Annotated in this window: 20 protein-coding genes; 8 read left to right on the top strand and 12 right to left on the bottom strand. The window is 63.4% G+C overall.

What is annotated here, in order from left to right; translation table 11 throughout:
• Positions 1-10: 10 nt before the first annotated feature.
• The 4 genes from WDB86_RS16400 to iolG all read right to left on the bottom strand — a co-directional run bounded on the left by WDB86_RS16400 (position 11) and on the right by iolG (position 4,239).
• A complete protein-coding gene (locus tag WDB86_RS16400) occupies positions 11-769 on the bottom strand; it encodes an ATP-binding cassette domain-containing protein (protein ID WP_406737083.1) in 759 nt (252 codons plus the stop codon).
• Positions 770-836: 67 nt separating this feature from the next.
• Positions 837-1,943 (bottom strand): ABC transporter permease, encoded by a 1,107-nt coding sequence (locus WDB86_RS16405; RefSeq protein WP_330647026.1) that lies wholly within the window; start codon positions 1,941-1,943, stop codon positions 837-839.
• A 189-nt stretch (positions 1,944-2,132) separates the two neighbouring features.
• Complete coding sequence (locus tag WDB86_RS16410; RefSeq protein WP_330647025.1) at positions 2,133-3,050, bottom strand: sugar ABC transporter substrate-binding protein; 918 nt, start codon at positions 3,048-3,050, stop codon at positions 2,133-2,135.
• A gap of 169 nt (positions 3,051-3,219) precedes the next feature.
• Complete coding sequence (iolG, locus tag WDB86_RS16415) at positions 3,220-4,239, bottom strand: inositol 2-dehydrogenase (protein ID WP_330647023.1); 1,020 nt, start codon at positions 4,237-4,239, stop codon at positions 3,220-3,222.
• Positions 4,240-4,450: 211 nt separating this feature from the next.
• Here iolG and WDB86_RS16420 point away from each other — a divergent pair, with 211 nt between their 5' ends.
• Positions 4,451-5,488 (top strand): LacI family DNA-binding transcriptional regulator, encoded by a 1,038-nt coding sequence (locus WDB86_RS16420; protein ID WP_330647022.1) that lies wholly within the window; start codon positions 4,451-4,453, stop codon positions 5,486-5,488.
• A 6-nt stretch (positions 5,489-5,494) separates the two neighbouring features.
• Here the strand turns inward: WDB86_RS16420 and WDB86_RS16425 are convergent, their stop codons facing one another.
• The gene (locus WDB86_RS16425) at positions 5,495-6,079 is read right to left on the bottom strand and encodes a hypothetical protein (RefSeq protein ID WP_341485790.1); all 585 of its coding nucleotides are present in this window, start codon (positions 6,077-6,079) and stop codon (positions 5,495-5,497) included.
• Between the two features lie 222 nt (positions 6,080-6,301).
• On the opposite strand from WDB86_RS16425, the gene urtA reads away from it, so the two are divergent.
• The 5 genes from urtA (at position 6,302) to urtE (ending at position 11,007) form a co-directional block, all read left to right on the top strand.
• The gene (gene urtA / locus WDB86_RS16430) at positions 6,302-7,498 is read left to right on the top strand and encodes an urea ABC transporter substrate-binding protein (protein ID WP_341485791.1); all 1,197 of its coding nucleotides are present in this window, start codon (positions 6,302-6,304) and stop codon (positions 7,496-7,498) included.
• 61 nt (positions 7,499-7,559) lie between these two features.
• Complete coding sequence (urtB, locus tag WDB86_RS16435) at positions 7,560-8,453, top strand: urea ABC transporter permease subunit UrtB (RefSeq protein ID WP_330647017.1); 894 nt, start codon at positions 7,560-7,562, stop codon at positions 8,451-8,453.
• A gap of 1 nt (position 8,454) precedes the next feature.
• A complete protein-coding gene (urtC, locus tag WDB86_RS16440) occupies positions 8,455-9,516 on the top strand; it encodes an urea ABC transporter permease subunit UrtC (protein ID WP_341485792.1) in 1,062 nt (353 codons plus the stop codon).
• Positions 9,513-10,283, top strand: a complete 771-nt coding sequence (urtD, locus tag WDB86_RS16445) for an urea ABC transporter ATP-binding protein UrtD (RefSeq protein ID WP_341485793.1) — start codon at positions 9,513-9,515, stop codon at positions 10,281-10,283. Before urtC ends, urtD begins: the two co-directional genes overlap by 4 nt.
• Positions 10,284-10,287: 4 nt before the next feature.
• A complete protein-coding gene (gene urtE / locus WDB86_RS16450; protein WP_341485794.1) occupies positions 10,288-11,007 on the top strand; it encodes an urea ABC transporter ATP-binding subunit UrtE in 720 nt (239 codons plus the stop codon).
• A 24-nt stretch (positions 11,008-11,031) separates the two neighbouring features.
• Here the strand turns inward: urtE and WDB86_RS16455 are convergent, their stop codons facing one another.
• The 5 genes from WDB86_RS16455 to minC form a co-directional block, all read right to left on the bottom strand.
• Entirely contained in the window at positions 11,032-11,925 is an 894-nt protein-coding gene (locus tag WDB86_RS16455) for a DNA-binding response regulator (protein WP_341485795.1), read from the bottom strand.
• Complete coding sequence (locus WDB86_RS16460) at positions 11,915-15,223, bottom strand: ATP-binding protein (RefSeq protein WP_341485796.1); 3,309 nt, start codon at positions 15,221-15,223, stop codon at positions 11,915-11,917. Before WDB86_RS16460 ends, WDB86_RS16455 begins: the two co-directional genes overlap by 11 nt.
• A gap of 163 nt (positions 15,224-15,386) precedes the next feature.
• Complete coding sequence (gene minE / locus WDB86_RS16465; protein WP_330647010.1) at positions 15,387-15,665, bottom strand: cell division topological specificity factor MinE; 279 nt, start codon at positions 15,663-15,665, stop codon at positions 15,387-15,389.
• On the bottom strand, positions 15,662-16,531 hold the full coding sequence (gene minD, locus WDB86_RS16470) for a septum site-determining protein MinD (RefSeq protein ID WP_330647009.1): 870 nt from the start codon (positions 16,529-16,531) through the stop codon (positions 15,662-15,664). Before minD ends, minE begins: the two co-directional genes overlap by 4 nt.
• Positions 16,528-17,367 carry a septum site-determining protein MinC gene (gene minC / locus WDB86_RS16475; protein ID WP_330647008.1) on the bottom strand — a complete coding sequence of 280 codons (840 nt, stop codon included), beginning with the start codon at positions 17,365-17,367 and terminating at the stop codon, positions 16,528-16,530. Before minC ends, minD begins: the two co-directional genes overlap by 4 nt.
• A gap of 275 nt (positions 17,368-17,642) precedes the next feature.
• Here minC and WDB86_RS16480 point away from each other — a divergent pair, with 275 nt between their 5' ends.
• Together WDB86_RS16480 and WDB86_RS16485 are read left to right on the top strand one after the other, a co-directional pair.
• Positions 17,643-18,599 carry an ROK family protein gene (locus WDB86_RS16480; protein ID WP_341485797.1) on the top strand — a complete coding sequence of 319 codons (957 nt, stop codon included), beginning with the start codon at positions 17,643-17,645 and terminating at the stop codon, positions 18,597-18,599.
• A gap of 4 nt (positions 18,600-18,603) precedes the next feature.
• Positions 18,604-19,695: an N-acetylglucosamine-6-phosphate deacetylase gene (locus WDB86_RS16485; protein WP_341485798.1), complete on the top strand. Its 1,092-nt coding sequence runs from the start codon at positions 18,604-18,606 to the stop codon at positions 19,693-19,695.
• 6 nt (positions 19,696-19,701) lie between these two features.
• Here the strand turns inward: WDB86_RS16485 and WDB86_RS16490 are convergent, their stop codons facing one another.
• Both WDB86_RS16490 and WDB86_RS16495 read right to left on the bottom strand, forming a co-directional pair.
• Positions 19,702-20,238, bottom strand: a complete 537-nt coding sequence (locus WDB86_RS16490; protein ID WP_330647005.1) for a response regulator — start codon at positions 20,236-20,238, stop codon at positions 19,702-19,704.
• Positions 20,235-21,572, bottom strand: a complete 1,338-nt coding sequence (locus WDB86_RS16495) for an ATP-binding protein (protein ID WP_341485799.1) — start codon at positions 21,570-21,572, stop codon at positions 20,235-20,237. The genes WDB86_RS16490 and WDB86_RS16495 overlap by 4 nt, the downstream gene beginning before the upstream one ends.
• Positions 21,573-21,577: the final 5 nt, after the last annotated feature.

Here is a 21,577-nt window from a genome sequence, read left to right on the forward strand (position 1 = left end):
AGGCCGTGGCCTAGATGGTGCCGCCAAGCGACCCTTCGAGGCTGGCCAGTTCCTGCCCGCCCGCCATCAGGTCCTGCAACTCGGCAGAGCTGATCTTGCCACGCTCCGCCGTGCCCAGTGTCTGGCCACGATTGAGCACGGTAAAACGATCCCCCACCGCCATGGCATGGCGCACATTATGCGAGATGAAGACCACCCCCACACCCTGCGCCCGCACACGGTCGATCGTGGCCAGCACGTTGGAGGTCTGGCGTACCCCCAGCGCCGAGGTCGGCTCGTCAAGGATCAGCACCTTCGCCCCGAAATAGACCGCGCGGGCAATCGCCACTGTCTGCCGCTCGCCGCCCGAAAGCGTGCCCACCGCCTGATCGGGGGCGCGCAGATTGATGCCCATCTTGCGCATCTCTTCCATCGTGATCTGGTTGGCGCTCTCGATATCGAGCCGCTTGAAAAGCCCCCGCCCCTTGGTCGGCTCGCGCCCCATGAAGAAATTGCGGGTGACAGACATCAGCGGGATCATCGCCAGATCCTGAAACACCGTGGCAATCCCCGCCTCCATCGCGTCACGCGGGCTGTTGAAGGACAGGGGCTTGTTGTCAAAGGTGATCGTGCCGGATGTGGGCTTGTGCACGCCCGACATGGTCTTGATAAAGGTCGATTTCCCCGCCCCGTTATCGCCCAGAAGGCAGTGACATTCTCCGGGGCGCACATTGAAGGTCACCCCGTTCAGTGCGATGACATTGCCGAAATGCTTGGTGATGTCTTTCATCTCGATGATCGGGGCCTGCGCCTCGGCCACGAAGCCATGATGGAACTTGCTATCCTGAAGGGTCATCTCAACGCTCCCCCGTCACACGTTTGCGGATCACATTGTTGAAGACCACAGCAATCAGCAGCATTGCGCCAAGGAACACCTGGAACCAGTCCTGATCGAAATTGGTATAGGTCAGGCCGATGGTCACCATGCCGAAGATGATCGCCCCGAAGAAGGCCCCGATCGCCGAGCCATAGCCCCCCGTCAGCAGACAGCCCCCGATCACGGCGGCAATGATCGCCTCGAATTCTTTCTGGAACCCGCGACGGGCATCGGTCGAGCCGGCATCGATCACGGTGATGATGGCCACAAGGCTTGCCGCCACAGCCGTCAGCATGAAGAGCGAGATCTTGACCTTGCGCACCGGAACGCCGGAATTCTTCGCGGCGTTGCTGTCGCCGCCCGTGGCAAAGATCCAGTTCCCGACAGGCGTGCGCAGCAGGATATAGGTTGCCACCAGCGCCAGCCCGATAAACCACAGCACCTCGACCGGAACGCCCGGCACTTTCGGTGCGCCGGATTTGAAACTGTCGATCAGGCCCGCTTTGGCAGCCCAGGCAAACAGGCCCTGAAAGGCATCGCCCGAAAAGACCGGGGTCAGGACATCCCCCTCGACCGCCTCACGCACACCGCGCAGCTGGGTCGAGCCGCCGGTAAACAGCTTCAGCCCCACCAGCGCCAGACCGCGCAGGATGAACAGCCCCGCCAGCGTCACGATAAAGGACGGCAGCCCCGTGCGCATCACGATGGCCCCATTCGCCGCCCCGATCGCTGCGGCAAATATCATGGTCAGCGGGATCGAGAAGATCAGCGGCAACCCCAGATTGACGGTGAAAACCCCGAAGATCATGCCCGCAAAGCCGACCATCGACCCGATGGACAGGTCGAATTCGCCGCCGATCATCAGCATGGCTGCGGCAATCCCCAAAATCCCGAGCTGGGCCGAGGGCGTGAGGAAGTTCATGATACCGGACAATGTGAACATCGTCCCATCGGCGGTCAGCAGGAAGAACAGCGTCACGAGGATCAGCCCCCCGATCGCGCCCAGTTCCGGTCGTTTCATGAGTTTGGTGGCAAACGACTCGGATTTGATCCGTTCGTCCGCCGCAATGGTGGCGTCCGTTGGCATGAATCCCTCCCATCATGCAGTCAGTTTTGGAGATAGCGGCCACAATCATGCTGTAGCCTGCCCTATGGCGTGGTGGTCATGGCAGAGCCACGAAGGCTCTGTATGTGACGCGCGGCCCTGAAACCGGCGGGTGTTCGGGGCGTGTCGCGCCGGATGCCCGGCACGGGGCCGGACATCCGGTTCCGAAACTTAGCGGATTCCCTTGGCCGCAAGGTCGATGACCTGCGCGGCCTTGTCTTTGGTGATCAGGTTCGGCCCCGAGGGCACGTCCCCTGCAGGCATCAGCCCGTATTTGGCATGCAGCGCAAGGAAGGAGACCGGCAGATAGCCCTGCAGGAACTGCTGCTGGTCGATCGCGAAAGCGGCATCGCCATCGGCCACCGATTGCAGGAAGGACGACGACATGTCGAAGGTCGCCACCAGCACATCATCGCGCCCAAGGGCCTTTACCGCCTTCACGGCAGGCTCCCCCACAAGCGGTGCCGAAAGACTGAGAACCGTGTTCACATCCGGATCGGATTCCAGCGCCGCACGCACCTTTGCCTGCACCTCTGCCGGATCGGTCATGGTCGGGATCACCGCAACCGGATGACCGAACCCTTCGGCAAAACCAGCGCAGCGCTGATCAAGCGAGACATTGCCCACTTCCTGATTGACGCAGATGCCCTTGGTGCCGCCCATTTCCGACAGCTTCTCGCCTGCCGCCTTGCCCGCGTCGAATTCGGACTGGCCGACATGCAAAAGCGCGCCAAGCTGCTTGGACACATCGCCCCCCGAATTCATCGAGATGACGGGGATCCCCGCATCGACCGCGCGTTTGATCGACGGACCAAGCGCATCCGCATCGGGAATACTGACCACAAGCCCGTCCGGCTCCTGATTGACAGCGGCATCAATCAACTGGCTCATCTGCACCATATCGAAGGTTTCCGGCGAACGGAAATCGACAGTGACGCCGGTATCCTTGGCCGCCTCGACCGCGCCATTCTTCACAACCGACCAGAACGGGTCATTGGCCTGACCGTGGCTGACAACGATGATCTCCTGTGCCATCGCGGCACCGGCCATCATGGCGCTCAGAGCGACCGTAGCAAAAAGGGTCTTCATGCTTTCTCCTCCCAAAAAGGTCTTGGGCAGGGCGTGCCTCGCCGCCACCCGCATATGCTGGCAAAGCCGGAGGGCAGATTAACCCCGCCTCTCCCCGTGCGGCCGTTCCCCGAACCGGCTCCTCTTCCGGTGCAGGCCCGCACGGAGCCACTTTTCTAACGGCGGGGCCTCAAACGGCCTTCCGGTAGAAATCCTCTTGCAAATCCAGCGTGACCGCCTGACCGGTTCTGGCGGACTCGGTCGCGGCTTCGGCCATCGCCAAGGCGGCAATTCCGTCCTCAAGCGTGCTGGGCATCGGTGCATTCTCCAGCACCGCCGACACGAATGCCTCCCATTCCGCCGCATAGGCGGGCATATAGCGTTCAAGGAAGAAATAGGTGGGCTTGGCACTCACGACGCCTGCCGTGGTCGACTTCACAACCGTATTTTCCAGCATATTCTGCGCCTGTAGCAGCCCGTCAGAGCCCAGAAGCTCGACACGCTGGTCATAGCCATACACCGCGCGGCGCGAATTCTTGATGACCGCGATCCGCCCGTCGGCATAGGTCAGTGTCACCACCGCAGTGTCCACATCCCCTGCCGCGCCGATCTCGGGATCAACGATAGAGCTTCCGACCGCGCGCACCGTCACAGGCACCTCGCCCATCAGGAAATTGGCCATATCGAAATCATGGATCATCATGTCGCGGAACAGCCCGCCCGACACTTTGATATAGGATACCGGCGGCGGCGCAGGGTCGAACGAAGTCACCGACAGCAGCTCGGATTTACCGATCTCGCCGCGCTGTGCGGCGGCCTTGAGCGCCGCGAAATTGGGGTCGAACCGGCGGTTGAAGCCGATCATCACGGGCCGCCCGCTCAGACGTGCCGCCCCGAGACAGGCCCGCGCACGGGCCAGCGACAGATCCACGGGCTTTTCACACAAAACGGCTTTCCCCGCCGCTGTCGCCGCCTCGATCAGATCCGAATGGGTATCGGTCGAGGTCGCCACAAGCACCGCATCAATCGACGGATCACTCAGGATCTCTTCGGTGGAGCGCGCCTGCGCCCCGAATTTCGCAGCCAGCGCCTCGGCACCGGGGCGATGCACATCCGACACCGCCACCAAGCTGGAACGCGCGTTCCCCGCAATGTTTACCGCATGCACCTGCCCGATACGGCCAGCGCCGAGCAACCCAACTTTCAGCATATGATCCTCCCTGTGTGCAGCCCTCCTCAAGGCCGCGACACGACTCATTAATACCGCCGTTGCACGCGCGTGCAAGATAAATTTGCTCGCGAGTGCAAAATAGATGGGCTAGCCTATTATTTGTCAGATACATTTTGGATTGCCCGCAGTTTGGGTGTAGGCAGACGGCAAATCTTTGCCGTGCCCTTACGGAAGACAGGACGGACCACCGATGAAAAAAGACCCCGCCCCGCAGCCTGCAGAGAGCTACGTCACCGCAGATGACGTCGCCCGCGCCGCCGGTGTGTCGCGCTGGACGGTCAATCGTGCCTTCCGCAAGGATGCCTCGATTTCCGAGAAGGCGCGCGAAAAGGTCCTACAGGCCGCGGCCGCGCTGGATTATATCCCCGACCTGCGGGCCGCCGCGCTGGCCTCGGCGCGCTCGTCCTCGGCACGGTCCAATCTGGTGGCACTCCTGATCGACGATTTCGCCAATCCGCACAAGCTGGTGATGCTGGAACATCTGACCCGCGCCCTGCGCCGTGGGGGCTGGGATATCCTGCTGGTCAATACGCTCGATACCGATGACACCGCCCCCGCCCTACGCCATGCCAGCCAGCGTCGCGTCGATGCCACCATCCTGATCGGCATCCAGTTCCATGACGACATCCTGAATGCTGTGCAGCAGGGCGGACGCCAGCCCAAACTGATTGTCTTCGCGCGGACCTCGCAGAACGAAAATGTCATTTCGATTGCCGTCGATGATAGGGCCGCGACCCTGAAGATCGCGCAATACATCACCCAGAAGGGCTTCCGAAAGCCGTTCTACCTTGCCGGACCGCGCACTTTCTCGGCGCATCTTCTACGCAAGGAGACCTTCATGGAATACTGGGCCGACACCTATGGCAGCCAGCCGGAAACGCAATGGGTGGATGCCTATGATTCGCAAAAGGCCGAACGCCTGATCCGCCAGAGCCTGACGGGACGCGCCCCGCAGGATCTGCCCGATGTCATCGTCTGCGAGAATGACGCGCTGGCTTTGGGTACGATCGACGCGATCCGCCACGATCTGAAATTGCGCGTGCCCGAGGACATCGCGGTGATCGGCTTTGACGACGTTCCGCAAGCTGCCAGCCCGAATTACCGCCTGACGACCTATCAGCAGCCGCTGGGCGACATGGCCGCCTATCTGGTCGAGGTGCTGGACTCGCGTAGCCCGCTCAGCAGCAAGACGTTTCTGGGCCAGCTGATCATCCGCGAGACGGCCTGACGCGGCCTAGATCCGCCCCGCTGCACGGTGTTCAAGGGCCCGCCGCATCTCGGCCACTTCGCCCTCGCCGAAGCCGCGCAGACACAGGCGTTCGACCGGCGTCAGATCACACCAGAAACGGTAGAGTACATGGTCGCGTTCGGCCCGCGGGGCCTGCGCCATCCGCAGATCGTAGATCTTCTGCGCCGCCTCCAGAAGGCGCAGATGCAGGGCCGCCAGCAAGGGCGCAAAGGCCGCCCGTCCCCGCGCGGAATTGCGCAACCGCAGCAGCGCGGCTTCGCCGATGGTCATGGTCTGCGCCAAGCCCCAGCCCAGAATATCGGCGGCCCGATGGGGCGGACAGGGCAAATGGCCGGTCAGACCATAGGTCAGTTCCAGCACCCGCCGCTCTTCTGCCGGTAGCCCCAGAATAACCGCGACACAGGCGCGTTCCAGCGGATCCGATACATCGGCCAGACGCCCGCGTCGCGGCAGCTCACCACGCTCGCGGTGAGGCCGCGCGGGCTTGCGCCGCGCATCACGCATAGGCCCCGCACGCAATGTCTTGCGCACCAGACCATCGACCTTTGCAAGAAGATATTCCGCCAGCACTTTTTACCCTTTCACACGCCCTCCCCCGAAAAGAGTAGCGCGCCGCATCGGGTTTTCCGCTTGCGTTTCGGGCAAGGCTGCCATGCAGAGCGCGTGATAGGCCGCATCCGCCGCCTTTTGCCATACTCCCTTCGGTGCATATGCGGCACCCGCAAAGGCCCGCATGCTCTCCCCATGCCGCGCAACCATAAAGCGCGACGCCAACAACAACGGGGACGATTCATGAAAAAGACCAATCTGACACTGGCCGCACTGGCTTTCGGCGCTGCTTCGGCGCAGAGCGCTCTGGCCGAAGACAGCGTGAATGTGGGTGTGCTGCAATCGCTTTCCGGCACGATGGCGATTTCGGAAGTCACCGTGAAAAACGCCGAAGTCATGGCGATTGACGAGATCAATGCCGCAGGCGGCGTGATGGGGCATCAGATCAAGGCGATCGTCGAGGATGGCGCTTCCGACCCCGCGATCTTCGCGCAAAAAGCCACCAAGCTGATTGAAAACGACAAGGTCGCCACCGTCTTCGGCGGCTGGACCTCGGCCTCGCGCAAGGCCATGCTGCCGGTCTTCGAGCGCACCGACAATCTGCTATGGTATCCGGTCCAGTTCGAGGGCAATGAATGCTCGGCCAATATCATGTATTCCGGCGCCCAGCCCAACCAGCAGATCCTGCCCGCCTATGAATGGGCCAAAGCCCAAGGCGACAAGAGCATCTTCCTTGTCGGCTCGGATTACGTGTTCCCGCGGACGGCCAACCTGATCGTGAAAAAACATATCGCCGAAGACGGGCTGACTATGGCGGGCGAGGAATATGTGCCGCTGGGTGGCACCGATTTCTCGGCCGTGATCGCCAAGATCCGCGCGGCCAAGCCCGATATCATCTTCAACACGCTCAATGGCGATTCCAACGTCTCCTTCTTCAAACAGCTGGCCGCTTCGGGCATCACGCTGGAAGACACGCCGGTCATGAGCTTCTCGATTGCCGAACAGGAAGCGCAAGCCATGGGCACCAAACTGGTGGCAGGCTCCTATGCCGCATGGAACTATTTCGAGACCCTCCCGGGTGAGGCGAACGAGAAATTCGTCGATGCCTACCGCGCGAAATTCGGCGCTGATGCCGCGATTACCGACCCGATGCTGCACGGCTATCTGGACGTCTACGCATGGAAAGCCGCTGTGGAAAAAGCAGGCAGCTTCGATGCCGATGCCGTGCGCAGAGCCGCCGTTGATCTGGATGTGGCAACGCCGATGGGCGATGTGGCCTTCGCGCCCAACCAGTCGCTGACCCAGACCGCCTATGTCGGCAAGCTCGACGACAAGGGCAAATTCGACATCGTCTGGAAATCCGAAGGCGAGATCGCGCCCGAACCCTATGACGCTCTCACCTTCCCCGGCAAATCCTGCGACCTGAGCGCAACCAACTGATCCCCGACTGGCCCCCGCGACATGTCGGGGGCCTCTTTCTCGAACATGCAGGAGACACCCCATGGTAGATGCAACCCTTCTTGTCGGGCAGATCTTCAACGGTTTCAGCGTCGCCTCGCTTTTCGTTCTTGCGGCCCTCGGTCTGGCGCTCAGCTTCGGGCTGATGCGGGTGATCAATATGGCGCATGGCGAAATGCTGATGCTGGGCGGCTATCTGGCCTATCTGACCTATCTCGTGGTTCCCGGACCGCTGGCCATTCTCGTCGCGATCCCCGTGGCTTTCCTTGGCGCGGCCCTCTTGGGCGGCGTGATGGAGCTGACCGTGGTGCGCAAACTGTCCGCCCGCCCGCTTGACACATTGCTGGCCACTTGGGGCGTCAGCCTGATCCTGCAACAGGCCGCGCGCTCGATCTTCGGGCCGATTGGCGTGGGTGTGACCGCGCCCGACTGGCTGAACACCGGCTTCATGCTGGGGGGCGTCTATTTCCCCTCGACCCGTCTTTTCATTCTGGGCGTGGCCGTTCTGGTGCTGCTGGCGCTGGGGCTCTTGATTGCCCGCACCCGCCTTGGCCTTCTGGTGCGCGCCGTCAACCAGGACCGCATGATGGCCGCAGCCTCGGGCATCAATGTCCGCCGCGTCGATCTGGCCGTCTTCTGCCTTGGCACGGGGATCGCGGGGCTTGCGGGCGTTGTTCTCTCGCTCCTTGGGCCGGTCACGCCAAGCGTCGGGCAAAGCTATATCGTTCCGGCCTTCCTTGTGGTGGTGATGGGGGGACTTGGGTCCATGGTGGGCACCACGATTGCCGCCATCATCCTCGGGCTTGTCTCGGCCATCAGCCAGATCTTCCTTGATGTCTCGATGAGCCAAGTGCTGATGCTGCTGGCCGTGATCATCTTCCTGCAATTCCGCCCGCAAGGCGTGGTGGCCACCCGTTCGCGCGCTCTGGAGGACTGATATGACCGCATTACACCGCTATGGCTGGATCGCCGTGCTGGCACTGGCCGCTCTCGCGCCCTCTTTCGTGTCGTCTTACGACCTCAACCTGCTGGGCCGCTTTCTGGCCATGGGCATCCTTGCCATCGGCATCGTGCTGATCTGGGGCGAGGCAGGCATCCTCAGCCTCGGCCAAGGCGTCTTCTTCGGGTTGGGCGGCTATTCCATCGCCATGTATATGAAGCTGGCCTCGCTACCGTCAGGCAGCCTGCCCGATTTCATGGAATGGTCGGGCGTGATGGCGCTGCCGTGGTGGTGGGCGCCCTTCGCCAACCCCGTTTTCGCACTGGCGGCCATCATCGTGATCCCCACCGCTTTCGCCGCGCTTTTCTCGTGGCTTGTGTTCCGCCGCCGCATCGTGGGGGTCTATTTCGCGCTGATCACCCAAGCCGTCGCCCTGACCTTCGCCACGCTGCTGACCAGCCAGCAGAACACTACGGGCGGCTATAACGGGCTGACGGGCTTTACCGGTATCTTCGGCCTGCCGCTTGGCACGCCCGAGACCAACCGCATCCTCTATTTCGTCACGCTGGCGCTGCTGGTGGTGGTCTTCGCCTTCTCGAAATGGCTGACCGGATCGCGCTATGGCACGCTTCTGCGCGCCACCCGCGATGGCGAAAACCGCGTGCGGTTTCTGGGCTATAACACCACCCCCTATAAGGTCGTGGCCTTCGCCTTCGCGGGCATGTTCGCCTCGATCGCCGGTGCGCTCTTTACCCTGCACGCAGGCGTGGTGTCGCCCGCCTTTGTGGGCGTCGTTCCCTCGATCGAGATGGTGGTCTGGGTCGCCGTCGGGGGCCGTCACAGCCTCTGGGGCGCGGTGCTGGGGGCATTGGTCGTCAACCTCGCCAAGGATGTGATCTCCTCGGCCATGCCCGAAGCCTGGCTCTATGTGCTGGGCCTCGTCTTCATCCTGACCGTGATGTTCCTGCCCAATGGGATCGCCGGTCTGATCGAAGACCTGATCGAGAAATCCCGCAACCGCCGTACCCCCGAAGCAGACCTCGTGGAGGAGCCGAAATGAACGCCTATACCTCCGTAACCCCCGATCCCTATATCCTGAAACTCGATGGTATCACGGTGGATTTCGACGGGTTCAAAGCCATCGACAATTTCTCGATGACGCTCGAACGCGGCCAGCTGCGGGTGCTGATCGGCCCCAATGGCGCGGGCAAATCCACGCTTTGCGACACGATCATCGGGCGGGTGCAATCGGCGGCTGGTACGGTCACTTTCAACGGTGCCAATATCACCAACCTCCCCGAGTTCGAGATCGTGCGCCGTGGCATCTGCCGCAAATTCCAGACGCCGGGGGTGCTGCCCTCGCTGACCGTGCGCGACAACCTTCTGGTCTCGGCCCGCCGCGACCGCCGCTGGTGGAAGGGCTTCGGCCATGGTGCAAAACGCGAAGAGGCCGAAAAGGTCGAGGCGCTTCTGGACAAGATTGGCTTGACCGAGAGGGCAGAGACCTTCGCGCGCGATCTGGCGCATGGCGAGAAGCAATGGCTCGAGATCGGGATGGTGGTCGCCACGGGAGCCGAGTTGCTCTTGCTGGACGAACCCACCGCAGGGATGGGCCCGAATGAAACCTCCAAGACCGCCAAGCTGATCCATTCCCTCTTGGGCGATCATGCGGTGCTGGTGATCGACCACGATATGGCCTTTGTCGAGGAACTGGGCGCCAAGGTCACCGTGATGCATCAGGGCAAGTTCCTGAAACAGGGCTCGGTTGCCGATGTGCGCGCCGATCCGGAAGTCGCCGCCGTCTACCTTGGCCGCGCAAAGGAGTAACCATATGAACAGCCTCTTGAAAATGGAGCGCGTCGGCGCAGGCTATGGTCAAAGCCCTGTGCTGTTCGACATCGACCTGAATGTGGCGCGCGGCGGTGCGCTGGCGCTGATCGGGCGCAATGGCGTGGGCAAAACCACCCTTCTGCGCACCATCATGGGCGTGCAGAAGGCCACCCGTGGCCGCATCACGCTGGACGGGGCGGATGTGACGCAGGCCAAGCCGCATGAACGCTCCCGTGCAGGGATCGGCTTTGTGCCGCAGGGCCGCCATGTCTTCCCGCATCTCAGCGTCGAGGAAAACCTGCTGTCGGGGCTTTCGGCGCTGGCCGGGCGCGGTAAGGGGCTGATCTCCAAAGGCATTCCCGACCATATCTTCGACCTCTTCCCCAAGCTCGACCAGATCCGCCACCGCAAGGCGGGTGTTCTGTCGGGCGGCGAGCAACAACAGCTTGCCATCGGTCGCGCGCTTTGTGGCCAGCCGAAGCTTCTGCTGCTGGACGAGCCGACCGAAGGGATCCAGCCCAATGTCGTCCAGCAGATCGAGGATGCCCTGCGCCGCGTGCGCAGCGAGCTGGGGGTGACCATTGTCATCGTCGAGCAATATCTCGATTTCGCGTGGTCCTTTGCCGATGACTACTGCGTGTTGCAACGTGGGCGGCAGGTGCGTCAGGGGCGCACCACAGAGGATACCGCCGCAGAGGTTGCCCATCTGGTCAATGTCTGATGTGTGACATCTGGTCCGAGCAGTTCACCCCTGCTCGGACAGCACCTGCACCGCCATCGCCGCCGCAGTGGCCCGATTTTCCACGGATAATTTGGCATAGATCTGCAAAAGGTGCTTTTTCACCGTGGCGACCGAATTTCCCAAAATGTCGGCTATGTCCTGATTGGACTTGCCAGCGGCAACCCAGACCAGCACCTCGGCCTCGCGCTGGGTCAGCGGAAAACGCCCGCGCAGGATCTCTTCGCGCAGGCCCGGACGGTCTTCGGTGACGCGGAACAGATATTCGCCCTCGCGCACGGGGTTGAGGTAATGGAACCCGATCTCGGCCTCGCCCAAGGGCACCACCGCCGTGCTGCCCGTCTGACGGGTCAGCGACAGAAGCTGCCCGACCAGAGCCTCGGTCAGCATCAGCTGCCCGCCATGGAACAGCCCACCCAGCAATTCCTCGGCGCGCGGCGTGGACCACAGGATACGCCCGCCGCCATCCATTGCCAGCAAGGACCGCCCCGTCGCATCCAGCGCCGCCCGCGCCCCTTCGGCCAGACGCGCATTCAGCAGATGTACGCGGATACGGGCGATCAATTCCTCAAGCTTGATCGGTTTTGTGACATAATCGACGCCGCCCGCCGCCAATCCGGCCACAACATGTTCGGTATCTGACAATCCGGTCATGAAGATCACAGGGATATTCTCACGCCCCGGCGTCTGTTTGATGGCCCGCGTGGTGGCAAAACCATCCAGCCCCGGCATCACCGCATCCATCAAGATCACATGCGGCGCGATCTTGCCCAGAAGATCCAGCGCCGCCTGACCCGAGGTCGCCACCAGCACCGTCATCCCCTCGCGCTCAAGCGTATCGGTCAACAGCCCCAGCGTCTGCGGCGTGTCATCCACGATCAACACGATATCATCCGTCATCGCGCCCCTCCTCCATCATCATCCGCACCTGCTGCGCAAGGCGCGGCAGTTCGAACCCCTGCGCAAGCTGCAACCACTGCGCAACCGATCCTTCAGGACAGTCCTCCAGAATATCCAACACCCCGCGCCGATGCCCGATTTCCGCCGCCGCAAGCAGCCGTTCCAGCAGATCGGCGGGCAGATCGGGCTTTGCCGGACGCTCCGCCGGTCTCGCATCATATAGCCAGTCAATCTGCAAAAGCCCGCCAATCTCCGCCAGCAGCGCATCCAGATCCACCGGCTTCGACAGGAACCCGTCCTGAAGCCCCGCCCCTTCAGCCTGACTGTCATGGGCATTGCCCGACAGCATCACCACGCGCATCTCGGGGTCCAGCGCGCGCAACCGTGCCGCCACCTCCCAACCGCTCATGCCGGGCATGGTGATATCCAGCACCGCCAGATCGGGGCGCAGCGCGGGGGCCAGCCGCAAAGCTTCGGCCCCGTTCTGCGCCACCACCACCTGAAAGCCCAAAGGCGCCAGTATCCGGCGTAACAGCGCCAGATGATCGGCATCATCATCCACCAGAAGCAGGCGCTTGCGCGGCCCCTCATAGCCCAGAACCGGCCGCGCGCCCGTTGGCAGAAGGTCACCACCTGCCTCGAACATCAGCAGTTGCACCACCATCCGCGTGCCCTCGCCGGCCACACTTTCCACGCGGATATGACCGCCCATGATCTCGACCAGCAGCTTGGTAATGGTCAGCCCCAGCCCAGTGCCGGGCACCAGATCGGCGCGGCTGCCTCGGTCGAACGGATCAAAAATACGCTTCAGATCTTCGGGGGCAATGCCGATGCCGGTGTCGAAAATCTCGACCTCCAGCAGATGGTTGCGATAGCGCAGACGTAACCCTACCTGACCACGGTCCGTAAATTTCACCGCATTGGACAACAGGTTGATCAGCACCTGCCGCAGCCGCTTGCGGTCCACCAGCACCTGACGCGGCAGCCAGCCCTGACGGTCATAGACAAAATCCAAGCCCTTCGCCTCGGCCTGAAAGCGGAAGATCTCGGCCAGCTGGTCCAACAGTTCGGGCAGCGCGACGCGATCACGCGCCAGCACCAGCGTGCCGCTTTCCACCCGCGAGATATCCTGAAGCCCGTCCACAAGATCCGTCAGATGCTCGGCCGAGCGCCGGATCACCCCCACCGCCGAAGGCGCAGCGGACAGATCGCGCTCCATCAGCTGGGCATAGCCATAGATCGCATTGAGCGGCGAGCGTATTTCATGGCTGAGACCGGTCAGAAAGCGCGATTTGGCGAAATTGGCAGCCTCGGCCACCTCGCGCGCCTGACGGGCCTGCGCCTCGGCCTGTTCGCGCGCACCCACCTCGCGGCGCAGCGCCTCGGCCTGCCGCTCGAACTCGTCCTCGACCTGACGGCGGTTCTCATGCGCCAGCACGAAGAACCACGCCATCAGCCCCGACAGGATCGCCAGCGCCACGAAAATCACCCAGAAAGCCGAGCCGACCGCCTGTGCCGAGCCTGCCGCCATCCCGCGCGTCACCTGATGGCGCACCGCCCCCAGAAGCCCCGCCGTCGCCAGAACAAACACGGCCGCCAGCCCCGCAACCTGCCCGATCCGCGCCCGCCTGCGGGGCGAGAGCCGTGCCGGCAGGGCCCGTTCGGACAGCGCGCGGATCTGTTGCGACAGCCGCGCCTGCGGTTTGCACAGATCACGGCACCGCCCCTCCAGCGAACAGCACAGCGAACAGATCGCCACACCATAGGCCGGACATTGGGCCATATCCTCGGGGTCGAACCGGTTGCCACAAATCCCGCATCCACACAGCCCGTCCGCTGCAGGGGCAATCTGCGACCCCCGCGCGATGTAGAAACGCCCCCGCGTCGCCCAAGCCAGAAGCGGCGCGGCGATAAAAGCCACCACCAGACCGGCGGGCACACAGAAGGCCTGCGCCAAGGGCCCCAGCCACCCCGTCAGGCACAGCACCGACACCAGCACCGACAGCGCCATCGCACCACAGCCCACGGGGTTGATGTCATAAAGATGGGCGCGTTTGAATTCGATCAGCTTGGGCGACATCCCCAGCGGCTTGGCAATCGCCAGATCGCCTGCCACAGCCCCCAGCCAGCCCACCGCCAGAATGCCGTAAAGATCCAGAATGCTTTCCAGCGCGCCAAAGACACCAAGCTCCATCAGCATCAGCGCCAATGCGGTGTTGAACACCAGCCAGACCACACGTCCCGGATGGTTATGGGTCAGCCGCGAAAAGAAGTTCGACCATGCGATCGAACCGGCATAGGCATTGGTCACATTGATCTTGACCTGCGCGACACAGACCAGAACCCCCATCGCGATCAATGCCAGAACCGGATTGCCCAGCAGCGTGCCGAAGGCCAGATCGAAGGCGATGGCGGGTTGGGCGGCCAGATCGGGCGCGATGCCTGCCCGGATTGCCATGACCGTCAGCCATGAGCCAAGCATGATCTTGGCACCGGCAATCAGCACCCAGCCCGGCCCCGCCATGCCCAGTGCCAGACGCCTGCGCCAGCTTTTGCCCTCGGGGAGGAAGCGCAGATAATCGACCTGTTCGCCAATCTGCGGCAAGAGCGACAGCAGCAATGACAGCCCCGCACCGATCTGCAGCAGATCGACGCCCGATGCCGCGCCGCCAAAGCCCAGCCAAGACGCCATATCAGGCACCGTGTCTTCCGTTCCCGCCACCGCAAGCACCAGCAGCGGTGCCAGTTGCAACCCCAGCCATAGCGGCTGGCTCAGGCGTTGCATCCGCGAAATGCGCCGGATGCCGAAGGCCGCAATCGGAAGCACCACCAGCGCCGACACCAGATGCCCCAGCCATAGGGGCATCCCGAGCGCCAGATTGAGCGCCACCGACATGATCGAGGCCTCGATCGCGAACAGCACGAAGGTGAAAGACGCATAGACAAGCGAGGTCACCGTCGAGCCGATATAGCCAAAGCCCGCGCCCCGCGTCAGCAGGTCGATATCCAGCCCCGAACGCGCCGCGTTCCGCGTGATCGGCCAGCCCACCAGCAGCGCCAGCACCACAAGCCCCGCCACCGCAGCCAGCGTGTCGCGGGTGCCATGCGCCAGTGTCAGCGACCCGCCAATCGCCTCGCAGGCCAGAAAAGCCAGCGCCCCGATGGCCGTATGGGCCACACGCGACGGGCGCAACCGCGCCCGCCTTGCGGTAAAGCGCAGCGCGAAATCCTCCAGCGTCTCGTTCGCCGCCCATTGATTATACTCACGACGCTCGGGCGCGATGAACTGATGGCGCAAGGCATGTCCTTTCCGGTCTCTTCCTCCGGTTAGGACGGGGGAAGACCAAGGCGCAAGTCATGCGGCATAATAGACGCCCGAAAAGACGGCCTTTGCCTATATATCAGGCAAAAGAAAGCCGGGGCCAATGGCCCCGGCAGATCATGGCGCAAAGTGTGGGCGCTCAGGCTTTGTCCGCCTTGGCGGGTTTCGACGGCATCTCGATGTTGATTTCGAGACTTTCGATATCGTCACCGCGCTCCATGCGGATATCGACCTCTTCATCGGCCACTTCGACATATTTGCGGATCACTGCGATGATATCGCGTTGCAGCTGCGGCAGGTAATCCCCGCCCGAGGAGTTCGAGCCGCGCTCATGCGCCAGCAGGATCTGCAGGCGCTCTTTGGCGGCATTGGCGGTCTGCTTGCGACGGGGTTTGAGAGAAAATCCGAAAAGGCTCATGCCGACCGCCCGAAGATGCGGCCCAGAAGGCCGGGTTTCTTTTCACCTTCGACCTTCATCTCGACTTTCTCGCCCAGCAGACGCGCAACCGCATCCTCATAGGCGCGACCTGCCGAAGACGGATCGTCCAGCGTGACCGGCGTGCCCACATTGGACGCACGCAGCACGGCGGGGCTTTCGGGCACGATCCCCAGAAGCGGCACGGCCAGAATTTCCAGCACGTCTTCCACGGTCATCATCTCGCCCTTGTCGATACGGGCCTGATCGTGACGGGTCAGCAGAACCTGCGCCTTCACGCCGGTGCCGTCTTTCTCGGCGCGCTGGGTTTTTGACGCCAGCAGGCCCAGAACGCGGTCGCTATCGCGCACCGAAGACACTTCGGGGTTGGTCACAACGACCGCCTCATCGGCGAAATACATCGCCAGCTGGGCGCCGCGTTCGATCCCTGCGGGGCTGTCGCAGATGATATAGTCGAACTCTTTCTTCAGCTCGTTCAGCACCTCTTCCACGCCCTCTTTGGTCAGCGCGTCCTTGTCGCGCGTCTGCGAGGTCGGCAGGATCTGCAGCGTTTCAACGCGCTTGTCCTTGATCAGCGCCTGTTTCAGACGGGCATCGCCCTGAATGACGTTGATAAAGTCAAAGACCACACGGCGTTCGCAGCCCATGATCATATCGAGGTTGCGCAGACCCACATCGAAATCGATGACAACGGTGCGGAAACCGCGTTTGGCCAGACCTGCCGAAATCGCTGCGGCAGAGGTCGTCTTGCCAACGCCCCCCTTGCCCGAGGTGATGACGATCACCCGACCGAGCGGCGGCTTTTCCTTCAGCTCTTCCTTGGCCTTATCTGTGGTTTGGGTGCTCATGCAAAGGTCTCCATGCATAGTCTGTCATCTTCGAGCCAAGCCTGCACAGCCCGATGGCGCAGGTCGTCTCCGATGGTTTCACTGGTACGGTAAAGGCCCGCCACGGCCAGAAGTTCGGCATCAAGATCACGGCAGAAGATCCGGCAGCTTTCATCGCCGAACACACCTGCCATCGCGCGCCCGCGCAGCGCGCCATAAACGTGGATATTGCCTGCGGCCACCAATTCGGCCCCCGAGGCCACCGAGCCCAGCACGATCAGGTCGCCATGTTCGGCCACAATCTGCTGGCCCGAGCGCACGGGATTGCGGATCGTCAGGGTCTGGGCGGGGGCTGCGGCAGGCTGGTCGGCCTCTGTCTCGGCCTCCGCCTCGACCGTTTGGCCCTTGTTCTGGCCAAGCTGGTGGGCCCCGTTCTGGCCCTTGGGGTTCAGCGGCTTGCGCGGCTCGTGCACCGGCCCGTCCCGTCCGCTGATCACCGGAATCAGCCCAAGCTGGTCGGCAGTCTCGCGCTGCGCCTTATTGGCGTTCTGCACCCCGAAAACCGACAGATTGCGCGCGCGCATCTGGGCCACGAGGTCTTGAATGGCTTCGGGCTTGGCAAAGCCGGGCACATCAGCGAAATCGATGACCATAGGCGAGCCGACAAGAAGCTGCGGCGTCTTCTCGAGCTGTTGATCAAGCGCGGTATAGAAAGCCTCGTCCGGCGTGTCGGATTCCATACGCAGCGCGATTGCGGTCAGGAACCGGCCACGGAAATGGAAGGGCCGTACAACGGCCGGGGGCGCGTCGGCCCGGCTGCGGATATCGTCTTTCGCCACGACGAAACTGCTCCTCATTTGATGGGCCCCGTCCCGAGACCCGATTCAGGCTTCGACTCAGGATCGCCCATTTTGATGTTTGCCCCTCTCTTGCCACTATGGACAGGGGTCTGTGAAGCTTGACGCTACGGATTGCGCGGGTTCCTGCCGCCCACCGGCCGGATCGGATGACTTAAGCTGTGCTGATGGAGGGGCGTATAACGCATGCCCTTGCGGAATGTGAAGCAAATTCCGGCACTGGCGGTGAAAAGCTCTTGCCGCTAATCTGGCGCAAGACAGAAGGAGGCGCGTCGATGGCGGCAGCTACAGCCAAAACCTATCCGAACGCGATTGCCGGAGGCATCGATCTGGGGGGCACCAAGATCGAGGCCCGTTTGTTCGGCGCAGGCTATCAGAGCCTTGAAGCGACCCGCTTTCCTACGCCGACCGATACCGTCGAGACGTTCCTCCAAGCGCTGTCCAAAGCCATCCGCTGGCTAGAGGAGACTTCTGGACGCGGGTCCAGATTGCCGATCGGCATCGGCCTTCCGGGGATCATCAACCCGTTCAACGGCGCGGCAATGGCCGCCAATATTCCGGTGACCGGCCTTGACCTGCCCGCCGCCATCGCCCGCAAGATCGGGCGCAAGATCCCGCTGATCAATGACGGGCAGGCCTTTGCCCTGTCCGAGGCACATGGCGGGGCCGGTCTGGGCGCGCGCTCGGTTCTGGGGCTGATCATGGGCACGGGCATCGGGGCGGGCCATGTGCTGGACGGCGCGCTGCCCTACCGGCGCAACATCGCCGGGATCGAGGCCGGACATCTGGGCCTGCCAGCGCCGCTGCTTGAACGGCACGGCCTGCCGATCCGCCCCTGTGGCTGCGGCAGGAAGGGATGTTTTGAAACCTATCTTGCCGGTCCGGGGCTGCGCCGGATCTGCCAGCACAAACTGGGCCACGCCCTGCCCCCCGAGGATCTGGGGGCGGCGGTGGCGAATGGCGACCCTGCGGCCACCGGCGTGCTGGAGATCTGGGCCGCGCTGGCCGCCGAACTGCTGTTGACGCTGCATCTGACCCTTGATCCGGATTGCATCGTTCTGGGCGGCGGGCTGTCGCAACTGCCTCAGGTCACCGACCATCTGGCGCGGGCTTTCACCCGTGTGCGGCTTGGCCCGATGGCGCTGCCCGACTTGCGGCTGGCGGCGCATGGGGATAGTTCGGGCGCACGCGGCGCGGCCATTCTGGCGGTGCAGGAAGCGGCAAAGGAATAGCATCATGATCGTCATCGCCAAGCGCGGCTGGGTCGCGGGACAGTTCTGCGGACCGCTGCGGCTGGAGGTGGTGCAGGGCCGTCTGGTCGGGTTTCGGGCTGCAGAGGCGGGAGAAACCGGCGATCTAGAGGTCGGGTTTGCCGGTCCGGCGCTGACCGATCTGCAGGTCAATGGCGCAGGCGGTGTGATGCTGAACTCGCGCCCCGATGCCGAAGGGATCGCCCATATCATCCGCACGCTGCGCCTGCGGGGCACGGGCTGGGCCATGCCCACGCTGATCACCTGCGAGCCCGAGCGCCTGACCCGCGCGGTCGATGCCGCAATCGAGGCCTTCGGGATGGAGGGGTTTGTGGGCCTGCATATCGAGGGGCCGCATCTCAACCCCGCCAAGCGCGGCACCCATCAGGCGCAGTTCATCCGCCCCTTCGATGACCGCACGATGACGGATCTGCAGCGGCTGCGCGCGCGGGATATTCCGGTGATGCTGACGCTGGCCCCCGAATGTGTGCCCCTGCCGGTGATCCAGGAGCTGGCGCGAATGGGGGTTGTGGTCTCGGGCGGGCATAGCATGGCCGATGCCGCACAAACCCGCGCGGCCCTTGCGGCGGGGCTGCGCTGTTTCACCCATCTCTACAACGCCATGCCCGCCATGACCTCGCGCGCGCCCAATCTGCTGGGGGCCGCCATCGCCTCGGAGGCCTATGCGGGCATCATCCTCGACGGCCACCATGTGGATTTCACGATGGCGCAGATCGCCTGTCAGGCGCGCCCGCTGCCCGACCGGATGTTCATGGTCTCGGATGCGATGGCCACGATTGGCGGCCCCGACCATTTCGAGCTTTATGGCCAGACGATCCGCCTCAAGGACGGGGCGCTGGTCAATGCCGAGGGCGCGCTGGCGGGGGCCCATACCGATCTGGTGCACTGCCTGCGCAATGCGGTGACGCGAATGGGCATGACCGTCGAGACCGCCTATCGCATGGCGGCACTGGTGCCGCGCGATGCTATGGGGCTGGCGCGTCCCGATCTTGCGGCGGGCCTGCCGGTGGCCGAGCTGCTGCTGCTTGATGACCAGCTGCAGCATGTCACGGTGTAGCGATGCCTAGCGCAGCTGGCGCTTGGCCAGTTTGCGCGCCAGTGTCCGGCGGTGCATCCCCAGTTGCCGCGCCGCCTCGGAGATATTGAAATCGGTGGCGCGCAGCACTTCCTGAATGCGTTCCCATTCATTCACCCGAATGCCCCCCGAGGCCTGCCCCAAGGCCAGATCCGTCTCGCCCGCGCCACGCGCGAAAGCGGCCTCGATCTCGGCGGCGGTGGCGGGCTTGGCCAGATAATGCCCCGCACCCAGCTTGATCGCCTCGACCGCTGTGGCAATCGAGGCAAAGCCTGTCAGCACGACGATCCGCGGCGCCGGATCAAGCGCGGCCAGCTCGCGCACGCATTCCAGCCCGTTCCGCCCCGGAAGCTTCAGATCCACCAGCGCAAAATCGGGCGGGGATTGCGCCGCCACGATGGCCGCCTCTTCGGTCGAACCGGCCTGCGACACCGCAAAGCCGCGCCGTGTCATGGCCTCGGTCAATGTCTCCGCCAGGGCGGAATCATCCTCGACGATCAGCAAGTTACGCACCGCTTCTGTCATGTCTCGTCCTCTTTCAACGGCAGGCTCAGTCGCACCCGCGCACCACCTTCCGCCCTGTTCTCGACCGACCAGTCCCCGCCCAGCCTACGCACGGCATTGGAAACCAGATACAGCCCGAACCCCCGACCGGGGTCGCCCTTGCCCGCCGCCATAGGCCGCACCGGATGATCCAGCACCGCCTGCGGAAATCCCGGACCATCATCGTCAAACACCACCACCAGATGACCGGCCTCGCGATGCGCCGACAGGATCATATGGCGCGCGCCTGCCTGCTGGGCATTGGTCAGGATATTGCGCAGCGCCTGTTCCAGCATCGTATCGGCAATCAGCGCCGCCCCCAGCACCGGCGCGGGCCGCATCTCCACCTCCAGCGCGCCCCCGTCCTCGCGCCAGTCGGTGATCACCTCGTCCAGAAATTCGCCCGCAGGCAGCGCCTCGGCCAGATCCAGCCGGTCAAGCCCTGCGGCAAAAAGCATGCCGCTGACAATATGTCGGCACCGTGCCAGCTCCTGCTGCATCCGCGCCAGAACCTTTTCGCGGCGTGGACTGTCGGGAATGCCGCTTTCGTGCCATTCATCCAGCGTCACCGCCAGAGTGGTCAGCGGTGTGCCCAGATCATGGGCCGTGCTGGAGGCCATCACCCCCAGACGCACGAAATGCTCGTCTTCCACCAGTTTCTGCCGCAAGACCGCAATCTGCGCATCCCGCGCCGCCAGATTGCGCCGCAGCCCGCTGACAAACCATGTCAGAAGCCCCGCCGCCAGCACGAAGCTGAGAAACATTCCCAGCAGATGCAGGCCGAAAAACCCGTCGCCGGTCATCTGGGTCATTTGCTCCGGCCCCATCGCCGGCAGTCGCAGCGGACGACCGTGGCGCAGCAGCCAGAAATGCGCAGCCGCAGCCGCAGACAGGATGAAAATCACCTGCGGCATGGGGGCCAGCAGCAATCCCAGCATCACCTGCAAGATGAACAGCGTCACGAAAGGATTGGCCGCCCCGCCGCTGAAATACAAAAGCACGGTCAGCGCCGCGATGTCGATCAGCAGCTCGACGGTCACGATCCAGTCGGAAACGGCCAGACCCTTGCAACAGCGCCAGAGCGCAAAGAGATTGATCGCGCAGGACAGCCCGATCACCGCCATCATCTCGGGCACCGGCAGATCCGCGCCCAGATAGAGCACGGTCACCGCAATCGCCAGCGCCTGCCCCGCAAGGGCGATCCAGCGCAGCCGGATCAGCAGCGCCAGATTGCGGCGTCCGGTATCTTCGGACAGCGCCCGAATGGCGTCATCGGGGTCGCCGGAGGCGGCAGGCGGCAGGACAGGTGTCTTCATCGGAC

It is taken from the genome of Thioclava sp. GXIMD4215 (assembly GCF_045291555.1).
Lineage (GTDB): Bacteria > Pseudomonadota > Alphaproteobacteria > Rhodobacterales > Rhodobacteraceae > Thioclava > Thioclava litoralis.

Coding starts and splice junctions, on each gene's coding strand:
- urtC (WP_341485792.1), top strand. CDS start 8,455: ATGACCGCATTACACCGCTATGGCTGGATCGCCGTGCTGGCACTGGCC.
- WDB86_RS16495 (WP_341485799.1), bottom strand. CDS start 21,572: ATGAAGACACCTGTCCTGCCGCCTGCCGCCTCCGGCGACCCCGATGAC.
- WDB86_RS16455 (WP_341485795.1), bottom strand. CDS start 11,925: ATGACGGATGATATCGTGTTGATCGTGGATGACACGCCGCAGACGCTG.
- iolG (WP_330647023.1), bottom strand. CDS start 4,239: ATGCTGAAAGTTGGGTTGCTCGGCGCTGGCCGTATCGGGCAGGTGCAT.
- WDB86_RS16490 (WP_330647005.1), bottom strand. CDS start 20,238: ATGACAGAAGCGGTGCGTAACTTGCTGATCGTCGAGGATGATTCCGCC.
- WDB86_RS16480 (WP_341485797.1), top strand. CDS start 17,643: ATGGCGGCAGCTACAGCCAAAACCTATCCGAACGCGATTGCCGGAGGC.
- urtE (WP_341485794.1), top strand. CDS start 10,288: ATGAACAGCCTCTTGAAAATGGAGCGCGTCGGCGCAGGCTATGGTCAA.
- WDB86_RS16400 (WP_406737083.1), bottom strand. CDS start 769: ATGAAAGACATCACCAAGCATTTCGGCAATGTCATCGCACTGAACGGG.
- WDB86_RS16420 (WP_330647022.1), top strand. CDS start 4,451: ATGAAAAAAGACCCCGCCCCGCAGCCTGCAGAGAGCTACGTCACCGCA.
- minD (WP_330647009.1), bottom strand. CDS start 16,531: ATGAGCACCCAAACCACAGATAAGGCCAAGGAAGAGCTGAAGGAAAAG.
- WDB86_RS16405 (WP_330647026.1), bottom strand. CDS start 1,943: ATGCCAACGGACGCCACCATTGCGGCGGACGAACGGATCAAATCCGAG.
- urtB (WP_330647017.1), top strand. CDS start 7,560: ATGGTAGATGCAACCCTTCTTGTCGGGCAGATCTTCAACGGTTTCAGC.
- minC (WP_330647008.1), bottom strand. CDS start 17,367: ATGAGGAGCAGTTTCGTCGTGGCGAAAGACGATATCCGCAGCCGGGCC.
- urtA (WP_341485791.1), top strand. CDS start 6,302: ATGAAAAAGACCAATCTGACACTGGCCGCACTGGCTTTCGGCGCTGCT.
- WDB86_RS16410 (WP_330647025.1), bottom strand. CDS start 3,050: ATGAAGACCCTTTTTGCTACGGTCGCTCTGAGCGCCATGATGGCCGGT.
- urtD (WP_341485793.1), top strand. CDS start 9,513: ATGAACGCCTATACCTCCGTAACCCCCGATCCCTATATCCTGAAACTC.
- minE (WP_330647010.1), bottom strand. CDS start 15,665: ATGAGCCTTTTCGGATTTTCTCTCAAACCCCGTCGCAAGCAGACCGCC.
- WDB86_RS16485 (WP_341485798.1), top strand. CDS start 18,604: ATGATCGTCATCGCCAAGCGCGGCTGGGTCGCGGGACAGTTCTGCGGA.